The sequence below is a fragment of the Nocardia sp. NPDC059236 genome (assembly GCF_042754085.1).
Lineage (GTDB): Bacteria > Actinomycetota > Actinomycetes > Mycobacteriales > Mycobacteriaceae > Nocardia.
The window spans coordinates 108,962-125,826 of the sequence record NZ_JBHZAF010000004.1 but is presented as its reverse complement, the minus strand read 5'-3'; the positions used below and the strand labels follow the sequence as shown (position 1 = coordinate 125,826).

Sequence of the window (16,865 nt, the reverse complement as noted above, 5' to 3'; positions counted from 1 at the left end):
GTCATGTGCCACGGTGGACACCGTGTTCGGCGAACGTGTGGCGAGAATGCGGTGGCGGCCAGGCTCGGGCCGGCTGGTGACCATCATGGCGGTCTGTTTCGGACTCACCGTGGTGATCACGCGGCTGTATCTGATGGCCGCGGGCTATCCCAAGATCGGCGGCAGCACCTACCACATCGCGCATGCGCTCTTCGGCGGATTACTGCTCGTCATCGCCTCTCTGGTGATGTTCCTGTTCGCCGGGCACGGGGCGCTGACCACCGCCGCTGCACTCTCCGGGGCCGGGCTGGGCCTGTTCATCGACGAGGTCGGGAAGTTCATCACCTCGGACAACGACTATTTCTTCCCGCTGGCCGCGCCCATCATCTACCTCGCCTTCCTGCTGATCGTGCTGGTCGCCCGCTATGCCGCGCGCAGCCGGGTGCGCCCGCCCGCCCTGGTGCTGGCCGACGTCACCGAACAGGTCGGGATGGACGTGGGCGGCACGATCGACATGGAACAGCGCAACTACCTGCTGAACAGCCTCGACCGCATCGACCGCAGCGGTTTCACCCCCGACACCGTGGCCCTGTGCGACGCCCTCGCCACCTACCTGCGCACCACCCACGAGACCGCCCGGCCCTCCCGCTTCGCCCGGCTGCGACAGGCCTACCGGCGCGCCGAGGACACGATCCTGCCGCAGCGGGTGCTGGCGGCCGTCCTCATCACCGTGCTGATCGGCCACGCCGTCTGGACCCTGCTGCGGCTGGTGCTGGCCGTCATCGTGCTGGCCGGCTGGCACTCCCCCTGGGCCGCGCTCAACCACTTCCTCGACCTCACCCAGAACCACGGCTGGAAGGCCTTGGTGGGCTTGGGCATCGCCGCGGTCGCCGAAGTGCTGGTCGGCGTCGGCTGCGCGGTCGCGGCCGCGGCGTGGATGCGCGGCCGCGCCGATATCGGTGTCCGGCTGGGCATCTGGTCCAACATTCTGTCGCTGACCGTGGTGAATGTACTGGCCAGTTACTTCAGCCAATTCCTCACCGTGTTCACCGCCATAGCCGAAGCACTACTGCTTTGGCTCCTCATCCGCTACCGCACGCGATACTGTTCGGTGTGAGCGCATTTCGGCACAGCCCTCCCCCGGCAAGGTCGAGAGGGCGAGTTCCGCGCAATGCCGAGTTGCTACTCTGCGTGGCCGCGCTGGCCCTGATCGCCTTCGCCTACCTGGCCATGACCTCGGCCACCGGCAATGGCTTCGACGGGCAGAGTGTCCGTGCGCTCGGCGTTTTCACGGTCTTCGTGCTGGTCACACATCTGGCCGTGCGCCGCTGGGCGCCCGCCGCCGACCCGGTGCTGCTGCCGTGCGTGGTGCTGCTCAACGGCATCGGGCTGGTGCTCATCGACCGGCTGGACCGCGCCGAGGTGGTGAAGGCCAAGAACGCCGGCGAGCCGATACCGTCCTCGGACTCGGCGCATCAGCTGATCTGGACCGGCCTGGGCATGCTGCTGTTCGTGCTGGTGCTGGTCTTCGTGCCCGACCACACCAAACCGGCCCGCTACGGCTACACCTGCGGCCTGGCCGGGGTGATCGCGCTGCTCATCCCCGCCCTGCTGCCCTCCCGCTTCAGCGAGGTCAACGGCGGCAAGAGCTGGATCCTGATCAGCGGGTTCTCGATTCAGCCCGGTGAGTTCGCCAAGGTGCTGCTGATCATCTTCGTGGCCGCCTTCCTGGTCGCCAACCGGGACCTGTTCACCACCGCCGGAAAACGCTTCCTGGGTATGACCTTCCCGCGCCTGCGGGATCTGGCCCCGCTGCTGCTGGTCACCTTCATCGCGGTGCTGGTGCTGGTGTACGAGAAGAACCTCGGCTTCTCGCTGCTGGTCTTCGGCACCGTGCTGGCCATGATGTACATCGCCACCGGGCGGGCCTCGTGGCTGCTCATCGGCCTGGCCATGTTCTCGGTCGGCGCGGTCATCGCCTACCAGCTGTACGGGCACGTGCGGGTCCGCGTCGAGGTGTGGCGGGACCCGTTCGCCACCTATTACACGACCGGATACCAGATCTCGCAGGGCCTGTTCGGCATGGGCACCGGCGGGCTGGCCGGGACCGGGCTGGGCAGCGGGCGGCCGCAGGACGTGCCGTTCGCCGGTACCGACTTCATCATCTCCACCATCGGCGAGGAGCTCGGCCTGATCGGCCTGGCTGCCGTGCTGGCGCTGTTCCTCATCCTGTGCATCCGCGGTTTCAGCGCCGCCCTCACCACCCGCGACGCCTTCGGCAAGCTGCTCGGCGGCGGGCTGGCGTTCTCGATCGGCTGGCAGCTGTTCGTGGTGGTCGGCGGTGTCACCAAACTGATCCCGCTGACCGGTCTCACCACCCCGTTCATGTCCTACGGCGGTTCGTCGCTGCTGGCCAACTACATCATCCTGGCGCTGCTGATCCGCATCTCCGCCGACGCCCGCTCGGCCCCGCCGCCACCCACCCGGCCCACGCCGACGGTGCCGCCGATCGCGGACGCCATGACCGAGCACGTCTCCCGCCGCCTGCTGCCCCGCCGGCGCTGACCCGAATCGCGGTGTCGCCCGGGGCAAACGGGAGGAAGCTGGTTCGGTGACCTCTTCAAGCTCAGCGGGCCGGACGGCGCTCGACAATGTCCGCGTCTTCGACGGCCGCGCGCTCACCGAACCCACCACGATCGTCATCGACGGCGACCGCATCGGCACCGACGACACCGGCGCCGAACGCCTCGACGCCGGCGGCGCGATCCTGCTGCCCGGCTTCATCGACGCCCACGTCCACATCCACGATGCGCAGACTCCCGGGCTGCTCGCCGCGCACGGGGTCACCACCGCGCTCGATATGGCCAGCCTCGCCGAGGTGGTGGCCGACCTCCGGAACACCGTCGGCACCAGCGATATTCGCAGCGCGGGCATGGCCATCGTCGGCCCGGAGGGCATGCACGGCAGGTTCCTCGGCGAACCCGCCATCATCCGCAGCGCCGACCAGGCCGAATCCGCTGTCTCCCAGCGTCATTCCACCGGCTCCGACTACATCAAGCTGGTACTGGAGGCCCCCGGCGACGGCGGCCCCGACGCGACCACGGCCAAAGCCGTTGTGGCCGAGGCGCATGCCCGCGATCTGATGGTCATCGCGCACGCCACCAACCCGGCCGCCTACACCATGGCCCTCGATGCCGGCGTCGACATCATCACCCACATCCCCGTGGGCTTCGCGCTGCCGCAGGCAGTGATCGCCCGCCTGGCCGCCGAGGGCAAGGTCGTCGTCCCGACCCTGACCATGATGGAGGGCATGTCCGCCGCCCACGGCGTCCCCGGAGCCTTCGCCGACGCCCTGACCAATGTCGGTGCGCTACGCGCCGCGGGCGTCCCGATCCTGGCGGGCACCGATGCCAACTCCTCCCCCGGCGTGCCCATGAACCCGGCCTTCGGCGCGAGCCTGCACCACGAGCTGGAACTGCTGGTCAGCGCCGGACTGTCCCCCGTCGAGGCCCTCGATGCGGCAACCGCCCTGCCCGCCGAGCACTTCGGATTGACCGATCGCGGCGCCATCGCCCCGGGTCTGCGCGCCGACCTGGTTCTGCTCGACGCCGATCCGCTCGCCGACATCACGGCCACGACGCAGATCCGCGGCGTCTGGTCTGCGGGAATCCCGGTCCCCCGGTAACTTTCATGATCGGGGGAGCTCCGCCGCGGCCAACCGCGCAAACCCCGCACTCGGAGCTCCCCGATCCGCCCGCGCTACGGCAGAGCGCGCGCGACCGCGCGAACGGCACGCAGCCGGCCGTCGGCGAGCGCCCGGGTCAGGTTCTCGATCTTCACCGGGAAGTTCGGGACGAAGGCCTGCAGTCCAACGGGATTCGGCGGGGCGGCCAGCACCGCCCGCATGATCGTGCCCGCCGGGTCGGTGAGGTCGTCCCAGTGGTCGAGGGCGAAACCGGAGCGCTCCAGGGTGACGCGCAGATCGTCCGGTGTCACCAGGTGGCTCTGCTCGGAGCGGTCGGCCCACGGGACGGGGAAGTCGGGGCGGGCGCCGGAAGCGGTGGTGATGTCCCAGATGGCCAGCAGGCCATCGGGATTCAGCAGCCGCCGCGCTTCCCGATACAGCGCGTCCTTGTCGGCGATGTTCATCTGCACATGCTGGCTGAAGACCACGTCGAAGTCGCCGTCGGCGAAGGGCAGCGCGGTGACGTCGCCCTGCCGCACGGAGATCCGATCGTCCAGTCCGACCAGGCGATTGAGCCAGCGCGACGTCTCGCAGTAGTCCTCGGTCAGATCCACCGCGGTGACCCGGCATCCGTAGGTTTCCGCGACATACCGTGCGGTGCCGCCGATTCCGCTGCCGGCATCGAGCACCCGGGACGCCGGGGTGAGACCGGCCAGTTCCGCCAATGCACCCGTGGCGATCCGGCCCATGGTGTGGAAGTCCTCGACCAGCGCCAGGTCGGCGAGCCGTAGCCGATCGAGGTCGTGCCCGGCCGCGAGCAGGGCCTTCTGGATATCCGTCCGGGAGTTGCCGGAGGCGTACGGGGTATCGATGGAAATATCGTTCATATCAGCACTTTTCATTCGAAGGCCTGGTGGCGGGCCACAATGTTTCCATTGGTCACATATACGAGTATGTGAGCCCAAGTGACCGTCGTCAACATCTCGGCCGAATGTGCAATCCTGACGTTATGAGTCCAGCCGCCCGCGACCGCCGCACCACCTATCACCACGGCGCCCTGCGCGCGGCCCTCGTCGACGCCGGGCTCGCACTGGCCGACGACGGCGGACCCGACCGAGTGGTCCTGCGCGAGGTCGCCCGCACCGCCGGGGTGTCGCATTCGGCCGCCTACCGGCACTTCGCCGATCGCGAGGCCCTGCTCGCCGAGGTATCCGGCCGCGCCCGCGCCGCACTCGCCGCCGAGATGCGCCGGCGCATCGCCCGCACCGACGATCCACGCGGCCGCCTGCACGCGGTCGGCACGGCCTACATCGATTTCGCGCTCACCCACACCGGCCTGTTCCGCACCGCCTTCGGCGCACACTCACCCGCCGCGTCCGATGCCGCGGACGAACCGGCCGACGACCCGCACCGCATCCTCGGCCAGGTCCTCGACGAGACGCAGGCCGCCGGACTCCTCGACCCGGAGCTGCGGCCCGGTGCGGACATCGCCGCCTGGTCGGCGGTCCACGGCCTGGCCGCCCTGCTGCTGGACGGGTCCCTGCCCACTACCCGCGCCGATATCGATTTCGCGGTCGATCAAGTGCTCGGCCTGGTCAACCGTGGCCTCTTGGACGCCCCGGCGCGCGGGTGACCCATGATGGGAGCGTGAATCGGATCCGGGAATGGTTGCGGCCCTCGCACTGGGGGTTGCGGATTCGGTCGGCCATCGCGGCCGCGCTGACCGTGGGAGCGGTGCTGCTGCTGGCGGCGGGAGCCATGCTCGGACTGCTGAATCGGTCGCTGCTGCGGGAGATCGATACGGCGGCCGGCACGCGGGCCGAGACCATCGCCAGTGAGCTGACCCGGAATTCGGTGGCCGAGCTGCCGAATTCGCTGTTCGAGGCGACCGGGCAGATCGGAGTGGTGCAGGTCATCGACCCACAGGGGCGGATCGCGCGGGAGTCGAACGCGAAGCTGTCGGCACCGCTGCTGGACCCGGGGACCGTGGGCGCGCGAGAGACCGCGCGCCGGCCGGTCTCCGCGTACGACGAGGACCTGCGGGTGTCGGCCCGCACCCTGTCCGCACCGGGCGGCCGGTATCTCGTGCTGGTCGGGGGCGACAGCGAATCGGCCGAGCACGCGGTGAAGCGGGTCGCGGCCCTGGTCGCGGTGGGCGGGCCCATGGTGGTCGCGGCGGCCGCGCTGGCCACCTACCTGCTGGTGGGGCGGTCGCTGCGATCGGTCGAGGAGATCCGCAGCCGGGTGGCGGGCATCGGCGCGGCCGGACTGTCGGAGCGGGTGCCGGTGCCGGTGGCGCGCGACGAGATCGCCCGGCTGGCCGAGACCATGAACGACATGCTCGCCCGCATCGAGGCCGGGCACGCGGCCCAGCGGCGCTTCGTCGGCGACGCCTCACACGAACTGCGCAGCCCGCTCGCCGCGGTCACCGCCGCCCTCGAGCTCGCCCGGGACCGGCCCGAGGTGCTGGACGCCGAATTGATCGGCGGCACACTGCTGCCCGAGACCGAGCGCATGCGGCACCTCATCGAGGATCTGCTGACCCTGGCCGCCGCCGACGAGAGCGGGCTCGACATGCGCACCGGCGATGTGGATCTCGACGATCTGGCCGGCGAGCAGGCCGCGGCCCTGCGGGCGCGGGGCGGCCGCACGGTGCGGACCGCGATCGAGCCGGTGCGGATCCGGGGCGATCAACCGAAACTGGCTCGGGCACTGCGCAATATCGTCGACAATGCCGCCGCGCACGCCCGCACCACGGTGGCGGTGACCGTCCGGCGCGACGGCGACACCGCCCGGGTACTGGTGGACGACGACGGTCCCGGCATCCCCGCCGCCGACCGCGAGCGCGTCTTCGGCCGCTTCGTGCGATTGGAGGCCGACCGCGCCCGCGCCACCGGTGGCTCCGGGCTCGGCCTGGCGATCGTCGCGGAAATCGTGGCCGCGCACGGCGGTTCGGTCAGGATCGGCGAATCACCGTGGGGCGGAGCCCAATTCGTCATCGACCTGCCCGTCGCCGGACCAGTCGGGGTCGACCATCCGGTAGCCGACGCCCCGTAGCGTCTCGATGCTGGTGCTGCCGAACGGCGCATCGATCTTCTTGCGCAGGTAGCCGATGTACACCTCGACCACGTTCTCGGGACCGTCGTAGTGGGCGTCCCACACATTGCGCAGGATCTCGATCTTGGTCAGCGCCAATCCCTTGTGCCGCAACAGGAATTCCAGCAGCCCGAATTCGCGCGGGGTCAGCGTCAGCGCGGTCTCGCCGCGCCGCACCGTGCGCCGCGCCGGGTCCAGCACGAGATCGCCCGCCGTCAGCAGCACCGGCTGCTGCGGTGCGCGCCGGCGCAGCAGCGCGCGCAGCCGGGCGATGAGCACCACGAAGGAGAAGGGCTTGGTCAGGTAGTCGTCCGCGCCGAGATCCAGCGCGTCGGCCTGCTCGTAGTCGCCGTCCTTGGCGGTCAGCATGAGCACCGGCGTGGTCACGTCCCGGGCGCGCAGCCGGCGCAGCACCTCGTAGCCGCTCAGCCCCGGCAGCATGATGTCCAGCACGATCACATCGAAGCTGTCCTCGACCGCCGCCCACAGCCCGTCGGTCCCGGTGTGGGCGAGCTGTACCACGAACCCCTCCAGCTCGAGCCCGCGCTGCACCGTCCGCGCCAGCCGCTCCTCATCCTCGACCACCAGCACCCGCACGGGCACCAGCATGCCCGACGATCCGGCCGCGGGGCGGCCCGGCCCCGCCGGCCGGGCTCTCAACGTTCTCTCAGCGAGGCCATGGCAACCTCGGTGGCATGCTGTCCTCACCCCCTGCGCAGAAGGAAGCGTCCACCACGAAACGGCCCACCGGATTCCCCGGCCGCACCCTCACCGGCGTATTGGTCGCGCTGGCGCTGGCTGCCGTGATTCTCGTCATGACCTGCGTGGTGGTCTGGTACAACGGCCCGGCCGGACCGGATTCCCCCTGGTTGCAGTGGTTCATCGACCAGCGCACCGCCACCTGGACCGGCCTCGCGAAGGCGGTCAGCGCGGCCGGGGACACCACCTCGGTGGCGATCTACTCGATCCTGGCGTGCGTGCTGCTGGCGTGGCGGAAGTACTGGGACCAGGCGGTGCTCGTCGCCGTCGCGGCGGCCGGCGCGGGGGCGCTGGTCTTCTTCGGCAAACTTCTCATCGCCCGCGATCGGCCCCCGGTGATCGACCATCTGGTCACCGAGACCAATCACTCCTACCCGTCCGGGCACGCCCTCGGTTCGACCGTCGCGGCCGGCATCCTGGTCGCGGTCCTCCTGCCGGTCCTGGCCCGCCGGGTCACCCGCATCCTGGTGATCACCGTCGCCGCCCTGTTCGCCGTGGCGGTCGGCCTGTCCCGCCTCTACCTGGGCGTGCACTGGCCCACCGACGTCCTGGCCGGCTGGCTCATCGGCGCGTGCTGGCTCTCGGTGTGCCTGACCCTGCGCCCGTACACCCGCCTGGTGACCGACCGCCTGCCCGGCTCGTTGCGCTGAACCGGACCGGCGGCGGCACCGCACGGAGATAGCGCTCAGCGCAGCGTGACCGTGGTCGGCAGGCTCGCGAAGCCGCGGTTGTTGGAGGCGTGGATGCGCTGCAGCCCCGCCGGGTCGACCTCGAAATCGATTACCCGCGAAGCGATTTCCTGCAGCGCCGTGCGCAGTTCCAGCAGCGCCAGGTTGGAGCCGAGGCAGTGGTGGCGGCCGCTGCCGAAGACCAGGGAGGCGGAGGTGTCGCGGTCCAGGTCGAAGGTGTCCGGATCGGCGAAGACCTCCGGGTCGCGGTTGGCGGCGCCGGTGAGGAGCAGGATGCGGGCGTCGGCGGGAATCGACACGCCGTGCAGTTCGACCGGTTCGGTGGTGGTGCGCAGCTGGGTCTGGGTGGCCGGGTCCCAGCGCATGGCCTCGGCGATCCAGTCGTCGATGCGGCCGTCGAGGGCCCGCCGGCGCTGGTCGGGGTGCAGCCAGGCGGCGTGCCAGGCATTGCCGAAGGTGAGCATGCTCGTCTCGATGCCGGCCCCGACCAGCAGGATCAGCACGCCGACGATCTCCTCGGGGGTGAGCCGGTCATCGCCGTCGGCGGCATCGAGCAGACCCGAGAGCAGATCCTCCTGCCGGGACTTGCTGCGCTCGATGGTGAGCTCGGTGTAGTAGCCCACCAGCGCGCCGATGGCCTGCATGGCCTCCGGTCGCAGATCGGTGGACTCCTCCTCGGTGTACATGATCTCCATGCCGAGCTTGCGCAGCATCTCCCGATCGTTCTCGGGCACGCCGACCAGTTCGGAGATCACCTCGGTCGGGAAGGGCCCGGCGAATTCGGCCATGAGATCGAAGCTGCCGCGCTCCAGCAGCGGTTCCAGCAGGCCGATCGCGATCTCGCGCAGCCGCGGCTGCAGCGACTGCACCCGGTGCGCGGTGAACGCGCGTGTCACCAGGCCGCGCAGCCGGGTGTGCTTGGGCGGGTCCATAGCGACGAAGGAGAAGAACCGTTCGGCCTGCGGCCCCCAGAAGGCCGGTTCCATGCGCAGGCCGTTCACGCTGGAGAAGCGGTCCGAATCGCGGAGTGCGGCGAGCACGTCGGCGTGGCGCGAGAAGGCCCAGAAGTCGTCGGTGTCGTTCCGGTAGACCGGGGCCTCGCTGCGCAACCTGGCATAGTAAGGGTACGGATCGGCATGGACATCGAAATCGAACGGGCTGTAGCGCAACTGCATGACGAACCTTCCGGCGATGCTGCGGGGGCGGGCGCACGGCTCTTCCGGTTTCCGAAGGTACAGAGTCGCTACCGATCCGCAACTGGAGCTGACAGATTCAGACAGTAGCCGAAAAGGATTGTGAGCGTTTTGAACTCGGAATCAGCGGCGGACCGCGTCGACACCACCAAACCGCATCCGGCGCGCCGGTACGACTACTGGCTGGGTGGCAAGGACAACTTCCCCGCCGATCGCGAGTCCGCCGACGCGGTGTCCGAGGCGTTCCCGACCGTGCAGCTGTCCGCGGTGGAGAACCGCAACTTCCTGCGCCGGGCGGTCGCCTATCTGACCGGCGAGGCGGGCATCCGCCAGTTCCTCGACATCGGCACCGGCCTGCCCACCGCCGGGAACGTGCACGAGATCGCGCAGGGCATCGCCCCCGAGTCCCGCATCGTCTACGTCGACAACGACCCCATCGTGCTGGTGCACGCCCGCGATCTGCTCAACAGCTCCCCCGAGGGCCGGACCGCGTATCTGGACGCCGACCTCCGCGACCCGCAGCACATCCTGACCCATCCCGACCTGCTGGCCACCATCGACCTGAGCAAGCCGGTCGCGCTCATGGTGGTCGCGGTCGCGCACTTCATGACCGACGAGCTACGGCCCTACGACCTCGTCCGGCAGCTCACCGACGCGCTGCCCCCCGGCAGCTACCTGGTCATGTCGCACGCCACCAACGACTATCTCGACGAGCACGACCTGGCCCGCTCCGCGGAGGCCAATGCCCGCAGCGGCGTGCCGTTCCAATTGCGTTCCAGCGCCGAATTCGCCAAGTTCTTCGACGGATTCACCCTGATCCCGCCCGGCATCACCGCGGTCACCCTCTGGCGGCCCGAGGAGTACCGGCCGCATCCGCGTCCCGAGGCGGTGTCCATGCTGGGCGCGGTGGGCCGCATTCCCTGATCCGGCGACCCGCCGCGCGCACGGTCAGAGCCTGCCGACGTCCTCGAGCACCCGCCGGGTCTGGGCGAACAGCATGCCGACATTGACCGACTTGCGGCACACCACCACCACGACCACGTCCTCGCGGCTCTCGGCACGCACGAACAGGTGGGTGAGGTTGTCACTGTTGACCAGGACCTCCTGGAAGTAGTGGCGCTCCAACCGGATTCCGCGCCGCTCCTTCCAGATGTTCTCGATCATCACCACATTGCGGCCCTGGAACAGCTCCAGGGTGGCCGCGGCCAGCAGATCGAGGACCTCCTGGGGATGGTTGTCGACGGTCTCCACCGCCAGCAGCATCCCGGTGGCCATGTCGATGGCGCCCGCGGCGATGCATTCGGGCACCTCCGAGCGCAGGACCTTCACCAGCGTCGACACCCGGTCGGTCATGCTGCCGGGGGCACCTGCATTGCTCGATGTGTTCATTGCGTCCTCTCTGGTTTCCTCGGGGTGAGGGTTCGTTGACCGCCGCGCAGCATGGGCTGCGGCGGTCGCGGCGGGAGCATGTCGTTGATGCCGCTGGCGCTGCGGCGGCGGCGCGGCAGCAGGGACCGCCCGGGTGCGTCGCGGGGCGGCTCGAGGGCCGGCAGCGGCGGTTCGGGTTCCAGCGGGGCGATGGCGAGCAGGTCGTCGTCGAGCATGCGGACCACCTCGACGCTGACCGCATACAGGCTGCGGCACAACAGCTTCGCGATATCGCGGCAGCTGCGCCGGCCACCAATTCCTGGACCAATTCCCTGGCGGATTCGCGGCCCAGCGCCAGCAGCCGCCCGGGTGCGGCGACAGCTCCCGTAGTCATGCTCGAACTCCTGGGAAATAGGCACGGCGAAATGAGGCGTATCGCAGCCCGGAAGCATCCGAATGTGAAAGTTGCACGCCTGGTTGAAAATTCGACGGCGAATCGCACCGAACCCGTTCACCGCGTGTGGGATATCGTGACAGCCCAGCAGTTTTAGAGCAATGGATTCCGGTGAATCGATTACCTAAGTCCCACGGCATTGCGCGACCCGGCGCGCAGGGAAACCAGCATCACCTGCGCAAGCGATCCGCTATGTGCGCCGCCTACGGGTTAAGCGTGCTTGACGGTTGGATCACGAGAATATATTGCCGCGCAATATGAACCGTCCGGTCGAATTCATTTGTCCGAATTCGATTTATCGCTGCGCGGCGCATCCGGCCAGCGCCAGAGGATCCTCGACGGGCCGCTCGGCGAGCACGGCCGCGGCGCAGCGCACGTGCCGGTCCTCGCCCACCTGGAGGGCGATGCCCAGTTCCCGGCCGAACCGGTCCAAGGCCGCCACCAACTCCGAGGGCGCGCCCGCGCACAGCGCGCCCCGGGCGCAGGCGCAGGCGCAGGCGCAACCCAGCAGCGCGGCCCCCTCGTGTCATCGATCCTCCACAGCCGCCACACGCCAGGCGGCCGCAGCGTAGCGGGTCAGCGGCGGCCCGCCCGATCGGCGAGCACGCTGACGAAGGGGCCGAGCGGACCGGTGATGACCGGCCTGGGACGGGAGGCCCGCAGGGCCTGCTCGGAATAGCGGACGGTGCCGGTGTGCCAGTGCAGATTTCCGGCCATGTGATCACGCAGCCGGTCGACATGGCCGAGCAGCGCCGCACGCACCTCGCCGGGCAGCTCGTGGTCGGCGAAGAATTCGGGCAGCCGTTCGCGCGCGACGAGTTCGAACTGCGTCAACCGTTCATTGGCGAGATCGACGACGATATCGGCCGCATGCTCTCGGGAACAGCCCAGGAAGGACTGGGCGAGATACACGAGATTGTAGATCTCCTCATCGTATTCGATCTCCTTCTGATACGAATAGAGATCGTTGACGAGGGCCGCGTAGTCGTGGGCTGAATTCTGCAGCTGCCGAACAATACTGGAGTCGGATATTTCCGAAATCCGTGGGTCTGCGGCAATTTCGAGCGAATACAGGGCGTCCAGTGCGCAGAACAGCGGCCCGCCCGAGGTGAGACGTCGCTGCTCGAGATAGTCGACGGGATCGGGCAGACGGTGCCGAATCTCGTTCTCCAGCACACACTCCCAGCCCTCGAACAGCTCGATCAGGGCCGCCCGCAAGCGCTCGCGCCCCGCCTCGTCACAGCCGGCCGCTGTATCGCGCCACAGCGCGGCCAAGCCGTATTCGAGTGCGGTGAGCGGTGCTGGCGGGCTTTCGGAGAGCTGAAGCGGCAAGCGCCGCAACTGATCTCGGCCGGATACCGGTTCCGCCCGGAACACCCGGGTGGCCAGGTCGTCGGCGTAGGTGCCCCAGGTGCACCAGCGGGTGCGCAGCAGCAGCGCGGCCGCGTCGGCCCCGGGATCGAGCATGGCCATCAGCCCCGCGAAATCGGCGGCGGCCACGGTCTCGGCCGTCCAGCCGACCCGCGGATCCAGCAGCCCGACGGCCGCGGCCCACCTCGGCCCGTCCGCGCGAGCCAGCGCCACCTGCGGATTCATCGACACCGGATACGGCATCACCAGCCCGCGCACCGGCAGCGGTCCGGGTGTTCGCGGCGGCGGAACGTGCTGCTGGAGCTGGATTCGCAACCCCGGCGCGAGCCGGGCGGCCGCGCTGCCCAGCCCGGTCGGACCGCGGTCGACGCCGCTGTTCATGTAGCGGCTCGACCGCAGATGCCACTCGTGCCCGCCGGACTGCCAGTCCTGCAGGCCCCCGGTGTACCGTGCGACGGCCAGCTGTTCGGCGGGGGTGGCCGCGCGTTCCACGAAGAGCTGTGGCACGTCGACCGACGCGGTGTCCTCGAACTGCTTCAGCCGCGAGGTCAGCATGTCATTGGTCAGCTCCGCGGCCGCCTGCGTGGGCAGACCCAGGAACCGTTCCAGCACCAGCACGATATTGGCGTTCTCGCCCTCGACCCGGACCTCGCGCTCGTAGGAGAACAGATCGTTGCGCAGATGCACTGCGTCGGAGAAGGTTTCGCACAGCACCCGCAGCGGCCGCTCGGCGGCGAAACGGCCGGGCAGCTCGGCGCCGCAGGCGAACTCCACCAGATTGGCCGACCAGGGCGCGCCGCCCACCCGGCGGCGCATCTCGATGTACTCGACCGGATTGGCCACCCGGTCGCGGGCGATATTGTCCAGTTCCCAGAGGGATTCGACCATGAGGTTGTGGGTGGACCGACGCATGCGCTGCCGCCAGCCCGGGGACATGACCGGCACCGTCCGGGCCCAGCAGTCGGCCAGTCCGGCCTCCGACGGCGTCTCGGGTTCCGGTGCGGGACAGCCGGGTTCGGCCATGAACAGTTCCAGGCGCGTGAGATACCGGGTGGCCTCGGCCCGGTTGCCGGTGTACTTGTACTCGGCCAGGAACCAGTCGTCGAAATAGAAGACCCAGATGTACCACTCGGTGAGCAGCGCCAAAGCCTCGGCGTCGCAGTCGGGATGGGTGTACGCGCACAGCAGCGCGTAGTCCATACGGTCCAATCTCTCGGCGTCCCAGATGGGTTTGCCGTCGACTCCGAGCTCGCCGAGCATGCCCATGCGCAGCGCCCACGCGGTGGAGTGCGCGCGGGCGTACCCAAGATGGGGATTGAGCCGGGCGGGATGCGGGGTATAGAAATCGGGCAGGGTGAAGGGCTTCAATTCAGGGCCCTCTCGCTGGAGGTTGTGCACTCCGGTCGCCGGGGGCGACGTGCCGGTATTGCGCTGCTGTTTGCGATATGTCGAACGAACCGCGTCAGAACTCTCACTGCGACAACGTGATCAGCGTCACAATCATGGTAGAGGCCCGCCGCCGTCTCGCCAACACCTCGCAATCTTGTCCGACCGACCGGTACCTCCCGAACCGGCCGGCCCGCCCCCGCCCGAGATAGCCTGGGCGCTGCGCCACCCGCACCCGCCACCCACACCAGGAGGATCGTCCATGCCGAATCCCGCCGCCGACCGCGCCCCGATCCTGCAGCGACTGGGCGACCGTGGCCGGGTGCGCGTGATCGTCGCCGGTGGCGGCACGGGCGGCCACACCTATCCGGCGGTGGCGGCCGTGCGGGCGCTGCGGGATCTGGCGGCCGAGAGCGGGGCCGCGGCCGAGGTGCTGTGGGTGGGCGTGCCCGACAGTCTGGAGCAGCGGGTCGCGGCGGAGAACGACATCGACTTCACCGCCATCAAGGCCGGCAAGCTACGCCGCGACCGCAATCCGCTCAAGATGCTCAACAAGGACAATGCGCGGGATGCCCTGCGCGTGCCGGTCAGCGTCCTCACCGCCCAGGGCGTGGTGCGCCGGTTCCGCCCGGACGCGGTGCTGTGCACCGGCGGCTACGTGTGCGCCCCGATCGGCATGGCCGCCGCGCTGCGCCGGCGGCCGCTGGTGATCCACGAGCAGACCACCGGCATCGGCAAGGCCAACCTGCTGCTGGCCCGGATGGCCGACCGCATCGCGCTCAGCTCCGAGGCGTCGATCGCCATGCTGCCCGCGCGCGCCCGGGACCGGGCCGTGGTCACCGGCAACCCGATTCGCCCGACCCTCACGACCGGCGATCCGGCCGCGGCGGTCAAGGCTCTCGACTGGGAGGGCTACACCCCCGGCCTGCCGACGGTCTACATCACCGGCGGCGCGCAGGGCGCGGTGCAGATCAACGAGATGATCGGGCAGCTGCTGCCCGAACTCCTCCACTCCGCCAATGTGATTCACCAGTGCGGACGGCTCTCCTTCGAGCAGGTTCGCGACCACGCCGCCACCCTCCCGGAGGACGTGCGCGGCCGCTACCTGGTGCGGGAGTTCGTCGGCCCCGAGCTCCCCGATGTGCTGGCACTTACCGACGTGGTCGTATCCCGTTCCGGCGCAGGAACTCTCGCCGAGCTCACCACACTGGGCAAGCCCTCGGTGCTGATTCCGTACCCGCATTCGGTCGGCGGCGAGCAGATTCGCAATGCCCGAATCCTGGCCGACCACAATGCCGCTCGCGCTCTCGTCGGTGACGATGCCACCGTCGCGAACCTCCGCACGGCCCTCACCGAACTCCTGACCGATGCCGGGACCCGCGCCGCCGTGTCGGCCGCCGCCCGCGCCCTCGGCCACCCGGAGGCCGCCACGGACCTCGCCCTCACCGTCCTGGATCTGGCCACCCGCTGAGCGCGGACCACGAAAAGCCGTACGCCGCCACGCGATCTATTCCACACGCCACTCTCAGTCGGAGTGGGTATGGTCGGAAGGGTCAGCAAGCCCTCGGTTACTCCGGGGATTGCTACCCGAGAGATTGGAGATGCCATGCAAATCCAGGTCTTCGCCGACAAGAACATCGGCGGCGGCGCGATCGCCCAGGAAGCGACGGACACCATCGCTTCGATTCTGGATCGATTCGCTGATCACCTCACCCGGGTCGAGGCCCACATCACCGATGTGAACGGGCACAAGGGTGGTTCCGAGGACAAGAAGTGCAGCCTCGAGGCGCGGCCCAAGGGCCAGCCACCGGTGGCGACCACCCACCGCGCGGCCACCGCCGAGGACGCCTACACCGGAGCCGCCGACAGCATGGCTCACCTGCTCGACAGCAAGTTCGGGCGGCTACATCACGCCAAGGGCGGTGAATCGATCCGCCACCTCGTGTCGGACTGAGTCCGGTCGCGGGCCGCTGCCTCCGACATTCGGTTACGGGAGGAGCCCGAGGCGGCGTGCGCGCACGACCGCCTCGTGGCGGTTGTGCGCGCCGAGTTTGGTCATGGCGCTGCGCAGATAGCTCTTGACCGTCTCCGGGCGCACCGAAAGTCGCTGCGCCGCTTCCAGATTCGTGCAGCCCAGCGCGACGTGGGCGAGCACGTCCAGTTCCCGGGGCGCGAGGCTCACCGCGTCGTCCGGGGCCGCGACACCCGACACCAGGCGCGCGAGCTTCTCGGTCACCTCGCGCAGGCGCCGGCGGGCCGAGGCCTCCGAGACCACCTGGGTGATGCCGCGCAGTTCCGCGTGCAGATCCCGGAGTTGTTCGGTGACAACGGAATTGGCTTCGGCGACGAAGGCATGGGCGCTCGTCGTGGACTCCCGCGCGAAGGACAGGCGCAGCCGCCGATCCACTTCGTCGCGAATGGCCAGTTCCGTCGCGAGCCGGCGCCCGGCCTGCACCATCTCGTCGGCGATGCGGTCACCGATCACCCCCGAGTCCCGATTGGCGACGTACAGCACCGCCCGCGCCTCGCCCCTCACCACCACCGGCACCGCCACCACCGCGCGCAGACCCTCACCGAGCACCGGGGCGTCGTAGTGGTGAGTGATGGTCGAGGCCGAGCGATAGTCGGACACCGAGCGCGGCTTACCCGTCACCACCGCCGAGCCGCCCAGCCCGGAACTGGGTGCGACGGCCAGGCCGCGCATGCCGTTGGTGCGGGTGCCGACGAACTCGCTGAGCACCAGCATGCCCGCGTGCACCTCGCCGCCGAAGACGACCGGAAGCTTGCTGGCGGAGGCGAGAGTGCGCAGCTCAGCGCGCAGAGCGTCACCGTCGCTGGGGCGCAGGAGCCCGTCCGTGGCCGAAGTCATCGGTCAGCCCCTTTCG

At 69.5% G+C, this 16,865-nt stretch carries 17 protein-coding genes; 9 read left to right on the top strand and 8 right to left on the bottom strand.

Translation table 11 applies throughout. From position 1 onward, the window contains the following. The first annotated feature begins 22 nt into the window (after positions 1 to 22). The 3 genes from ACFXIV_RS12770 (at position 23) to ACFXIV_RS12760 (ending at position 3,664) form a co-directional block, all read left to right on the top strand. Complete coding sequence (locus ACFXIV_RS12770) at positions 23 to 1,096, top strand: hypothetical protein (RefSeq protein WP_379399689.1); 1,074 nt, start codon at positions 23 to 25, stop codon at positions 1,094 to 1,096. A 74-nt stretch (positions 1,097 to 1,170) separates the two neighbouring features. Continuing rightward, entirely contained in the window at positions 1,171 to 2,544 is a 1,374-nt protein-coding gene (locus ACFXIV_RS12765; protein WP_379399690.1) for an FtsW/RodA/SpoVE family cell cycle protein, read from the top strand. 46 nt (positions 2,545 to 2,590) lie between these two features. Then, positions 2,591 to 3,664: an amidohydrolase family protein gene (locus ACFXIV_RS12760; RefSeq protein ID WP_379399691.1), complete on the top strand. Its 1,074-nt coding sequence runs from the start codon at positions 2,591 to 2,593 to the stop codon at positions 3,662 to 3,664. Positions 3,665 to 3,738: 74 nt separating this feature from the next. On the opposite strand, the gene ACFXIV_RS12755 is transcribed toward ACFXIV_RS12760, so the two are convergent. After that, positions 3,739 to 4,551, bottom strand: coding sequence for a class I SAM-dependent methyltransferase (locus ACFXIV_RS12755; RefSeq protein WP_379399692.1), 813 nt, complete (start codon positions 4,549 to 4,551; stop codon positions 3,739 to 3,741). Positions 4,552 to 4,673: 122 nt separating this feature from the next. On the opposite strand from ACFXIV_RS12755, the gene ACFXIV_RS12750 reads away from it, so the two are divergent. Together ACFXIV_RS12750 and ACFXIV_RS12745 are read left to right on the top strand one after the other, a co-directional pair. After that, positions 4,674 to 5,297: a TetR/AcrR family transcriptional regulator gene (locus tag ACFXIV_RS12750; protein ID WP_379399693.1), complete on the top strand. Its 624-nt coding sequence runs from the start codon at positions 4,674 to 4,676 to the stop codon at positions 5,295 to 5,297. Between the two features lie 14 nt (positions 5,298 to 5,311). Continuing rightward, entirely contained in the window at positions 5,312 to 6,721 is a 1,410-nt protein-coding gene (locus tag ACFXIV_RS12745) for a sensor histidine kinase (RefSeq protein ID WP_379399694.1), read from the top strand. Here ACFXIV_RS12745 and ACFXIV_RS12740 read toward each other — a convergent pair. Then, positions 6,635 to 7,357, bottom strand: a complete 723-nt coding sequence (locus ACFXIV_RS12740) for a response regulator transcription factor (RefSeq protein WP_379399806.1) — start codon at positions 7,355 to 7,357, stop codon at positions 6,635 to 6,637. The two genes, ACFXIV_RS12745 and ACFXIV_RS12740, sit on opposite strands and share 87 nt — an antisense overlap. Positions 7,358 to 7,455: 98 nt before the next feature. On the opposite strand from ACFXIV_RS12740, the gene ACFXIV_RS12735 reads away from it, so the two are divergent. Next, the gene (locus ACFXIV_RS12735; protein WP_379399695.1) at positions 7,456 to 8,169 is read left to right on the top strand and encodes a phosphatase PAP2 family protein; all 714 of its coding nucleotides are present in this window, start codon (positions 7,456 to 7,458) and stop codon (positions 8,167 to 8,169) included. Positions 8,170 to 8,204: 35 nt separating this feature from the next. Here the strand turns inward: ACFXIV_RS12735 and ACFXIV_RS12730 are convergent, their stop codons facing one another. After that, positions 8,205 to 9,383 (bottom strand): cytochrome P450, encoded by a 1,179-nt coding sequence (locus ACFXIV_RS12730; RefSeq protein ID WP_379399696.1) that lies wholly within the window; start codon positions 9,381 to 9,383, stop codon positions 8,205 to 8,207. A 129-nt stretch (positions 9,384 to 9,512) separates the two neighbouring features. On the opposite strand from ACFXIV_RS12730, the gene ACFXIV_RS12725 reads away from it, so the two are divergent. Next, on the top strand, positions 9,513 to 10,325 hold the full coding sequence (locus ACFXIV_RS12725; RefSeq protein ID WP_379421251.1) for an SAM-dependent methyltransferase: 813 nt from the start codon (positions 9,513 to 9,515) through the stop codon (positions 10,323 to 10,325). Between the two features lie 24 nt (positions 10,326 to 10,349). On the opposite strand, the gene ACFXIV_RS12720 is transcribed toward ACFXIV_RS12725, so the two are convergent. The 4 genes from ACFXIV_RS12720 to ACFXIV_RS12705 all read right to left on the bottom strand — a co-directional run bounded on the left by ACFXIV_RS12720 (position 10,350) and on the right by ACFXIV_RS12705 (position 13,962). Beyond that, positions 10,350 to 10,754: a hypothetical protein gene (locus ACFXIV_RS12720; protein WP_379399698.1), complete on the bottom strand. Its 405-nt coding sequence runs from the start codon at positions 10,752 to 10,754 to the stop codon at positions 10,350 to 10,352. Positions 10,755 to 10,786: 32 nt separating this feature from the next. Further along, a complete protein-coding gene (locus ACFXIV_RS12715; RefSeq protein WP_379399699.1) occupies positions 10,787 to 11,005 on the bottom strand; it encodes a hypothetical protein in 219 nt (72 codons plus the stop codon). 513 nt (positions 11,006 to 11,518) lie between these two features. Continuing rightward, positions 11,519 to 11,665, bottom strand: coding sequence for a hypothetical protein (locus tag ACFXIV_RS12710; protein WP_379399700.1), 147 nt, complete (start codon positions 11,663 to 11,665; stop codon positions 11,519 to 11,521). Positions 11,666 to 11,799: 134 nt separating this feature from the next. Beyond that, complete coding sequence (locus ACFXIV_RS12705) at positions 11,800 to 13,962, bottom strand: germacradienol/geosmin synthase (protein ID WP_379399701.1); 2,163 nt, start codon at positions 13,960 to 13,962, stop codon at positions 11,800 to 11,802. A gap of 280 nt (positions 13,963 to 14,242) precedes the next feature. On the opposite strand from ACFXIV_RS12705, the gene ACFXIV_RS12700 reads away from it, so the two are divergent. Further along, positions 14,243 to 15,451: a glycosyltransferase gene (locus ACFXIV_RS12700; RefSeq protein ID WP_379399702.1), complete on the top strand. Its 1,209-nt coding sequence runs from the start codon at positions 14,243 to 14,245 to the stop codon at positions 15,449 to 15,451. 135 nt (positions 15,452 to 15,586) lie between these two features. Then, complete coding sequence (locus ACFXIV_RS12695) at positions 15,587 to 15,934, top strand: ribosomal subunit interface protein (RefSeq protein WP_364608230.1); 348 nt, start codon at positions 15,587 to 15,589, stop codon at positions 15,932 to 15,934. A 33-nt stretch (positions 15,935 to 15,967) separates the two neighbouring features. Here the strand turns inward: ACFXIV_RS12695 and ACFXIV_RS12690 are convergent, their stop codons facing one another. Continuing rightward, on the bottom strand, positions 15,968 to 16,849 hold the full coding sequence (locus ACFXIV_RS12690) for a response regulator transcription factor (RefSeq protein ID WP_379399703.1): 882 nt from the start codon (positions 16,847 to 16,849) through the stop codon (positions 15,968 to 15,970). Between the last annotated feature and the right edge of the window lie 16 nt (positions 16,850 to 16,865).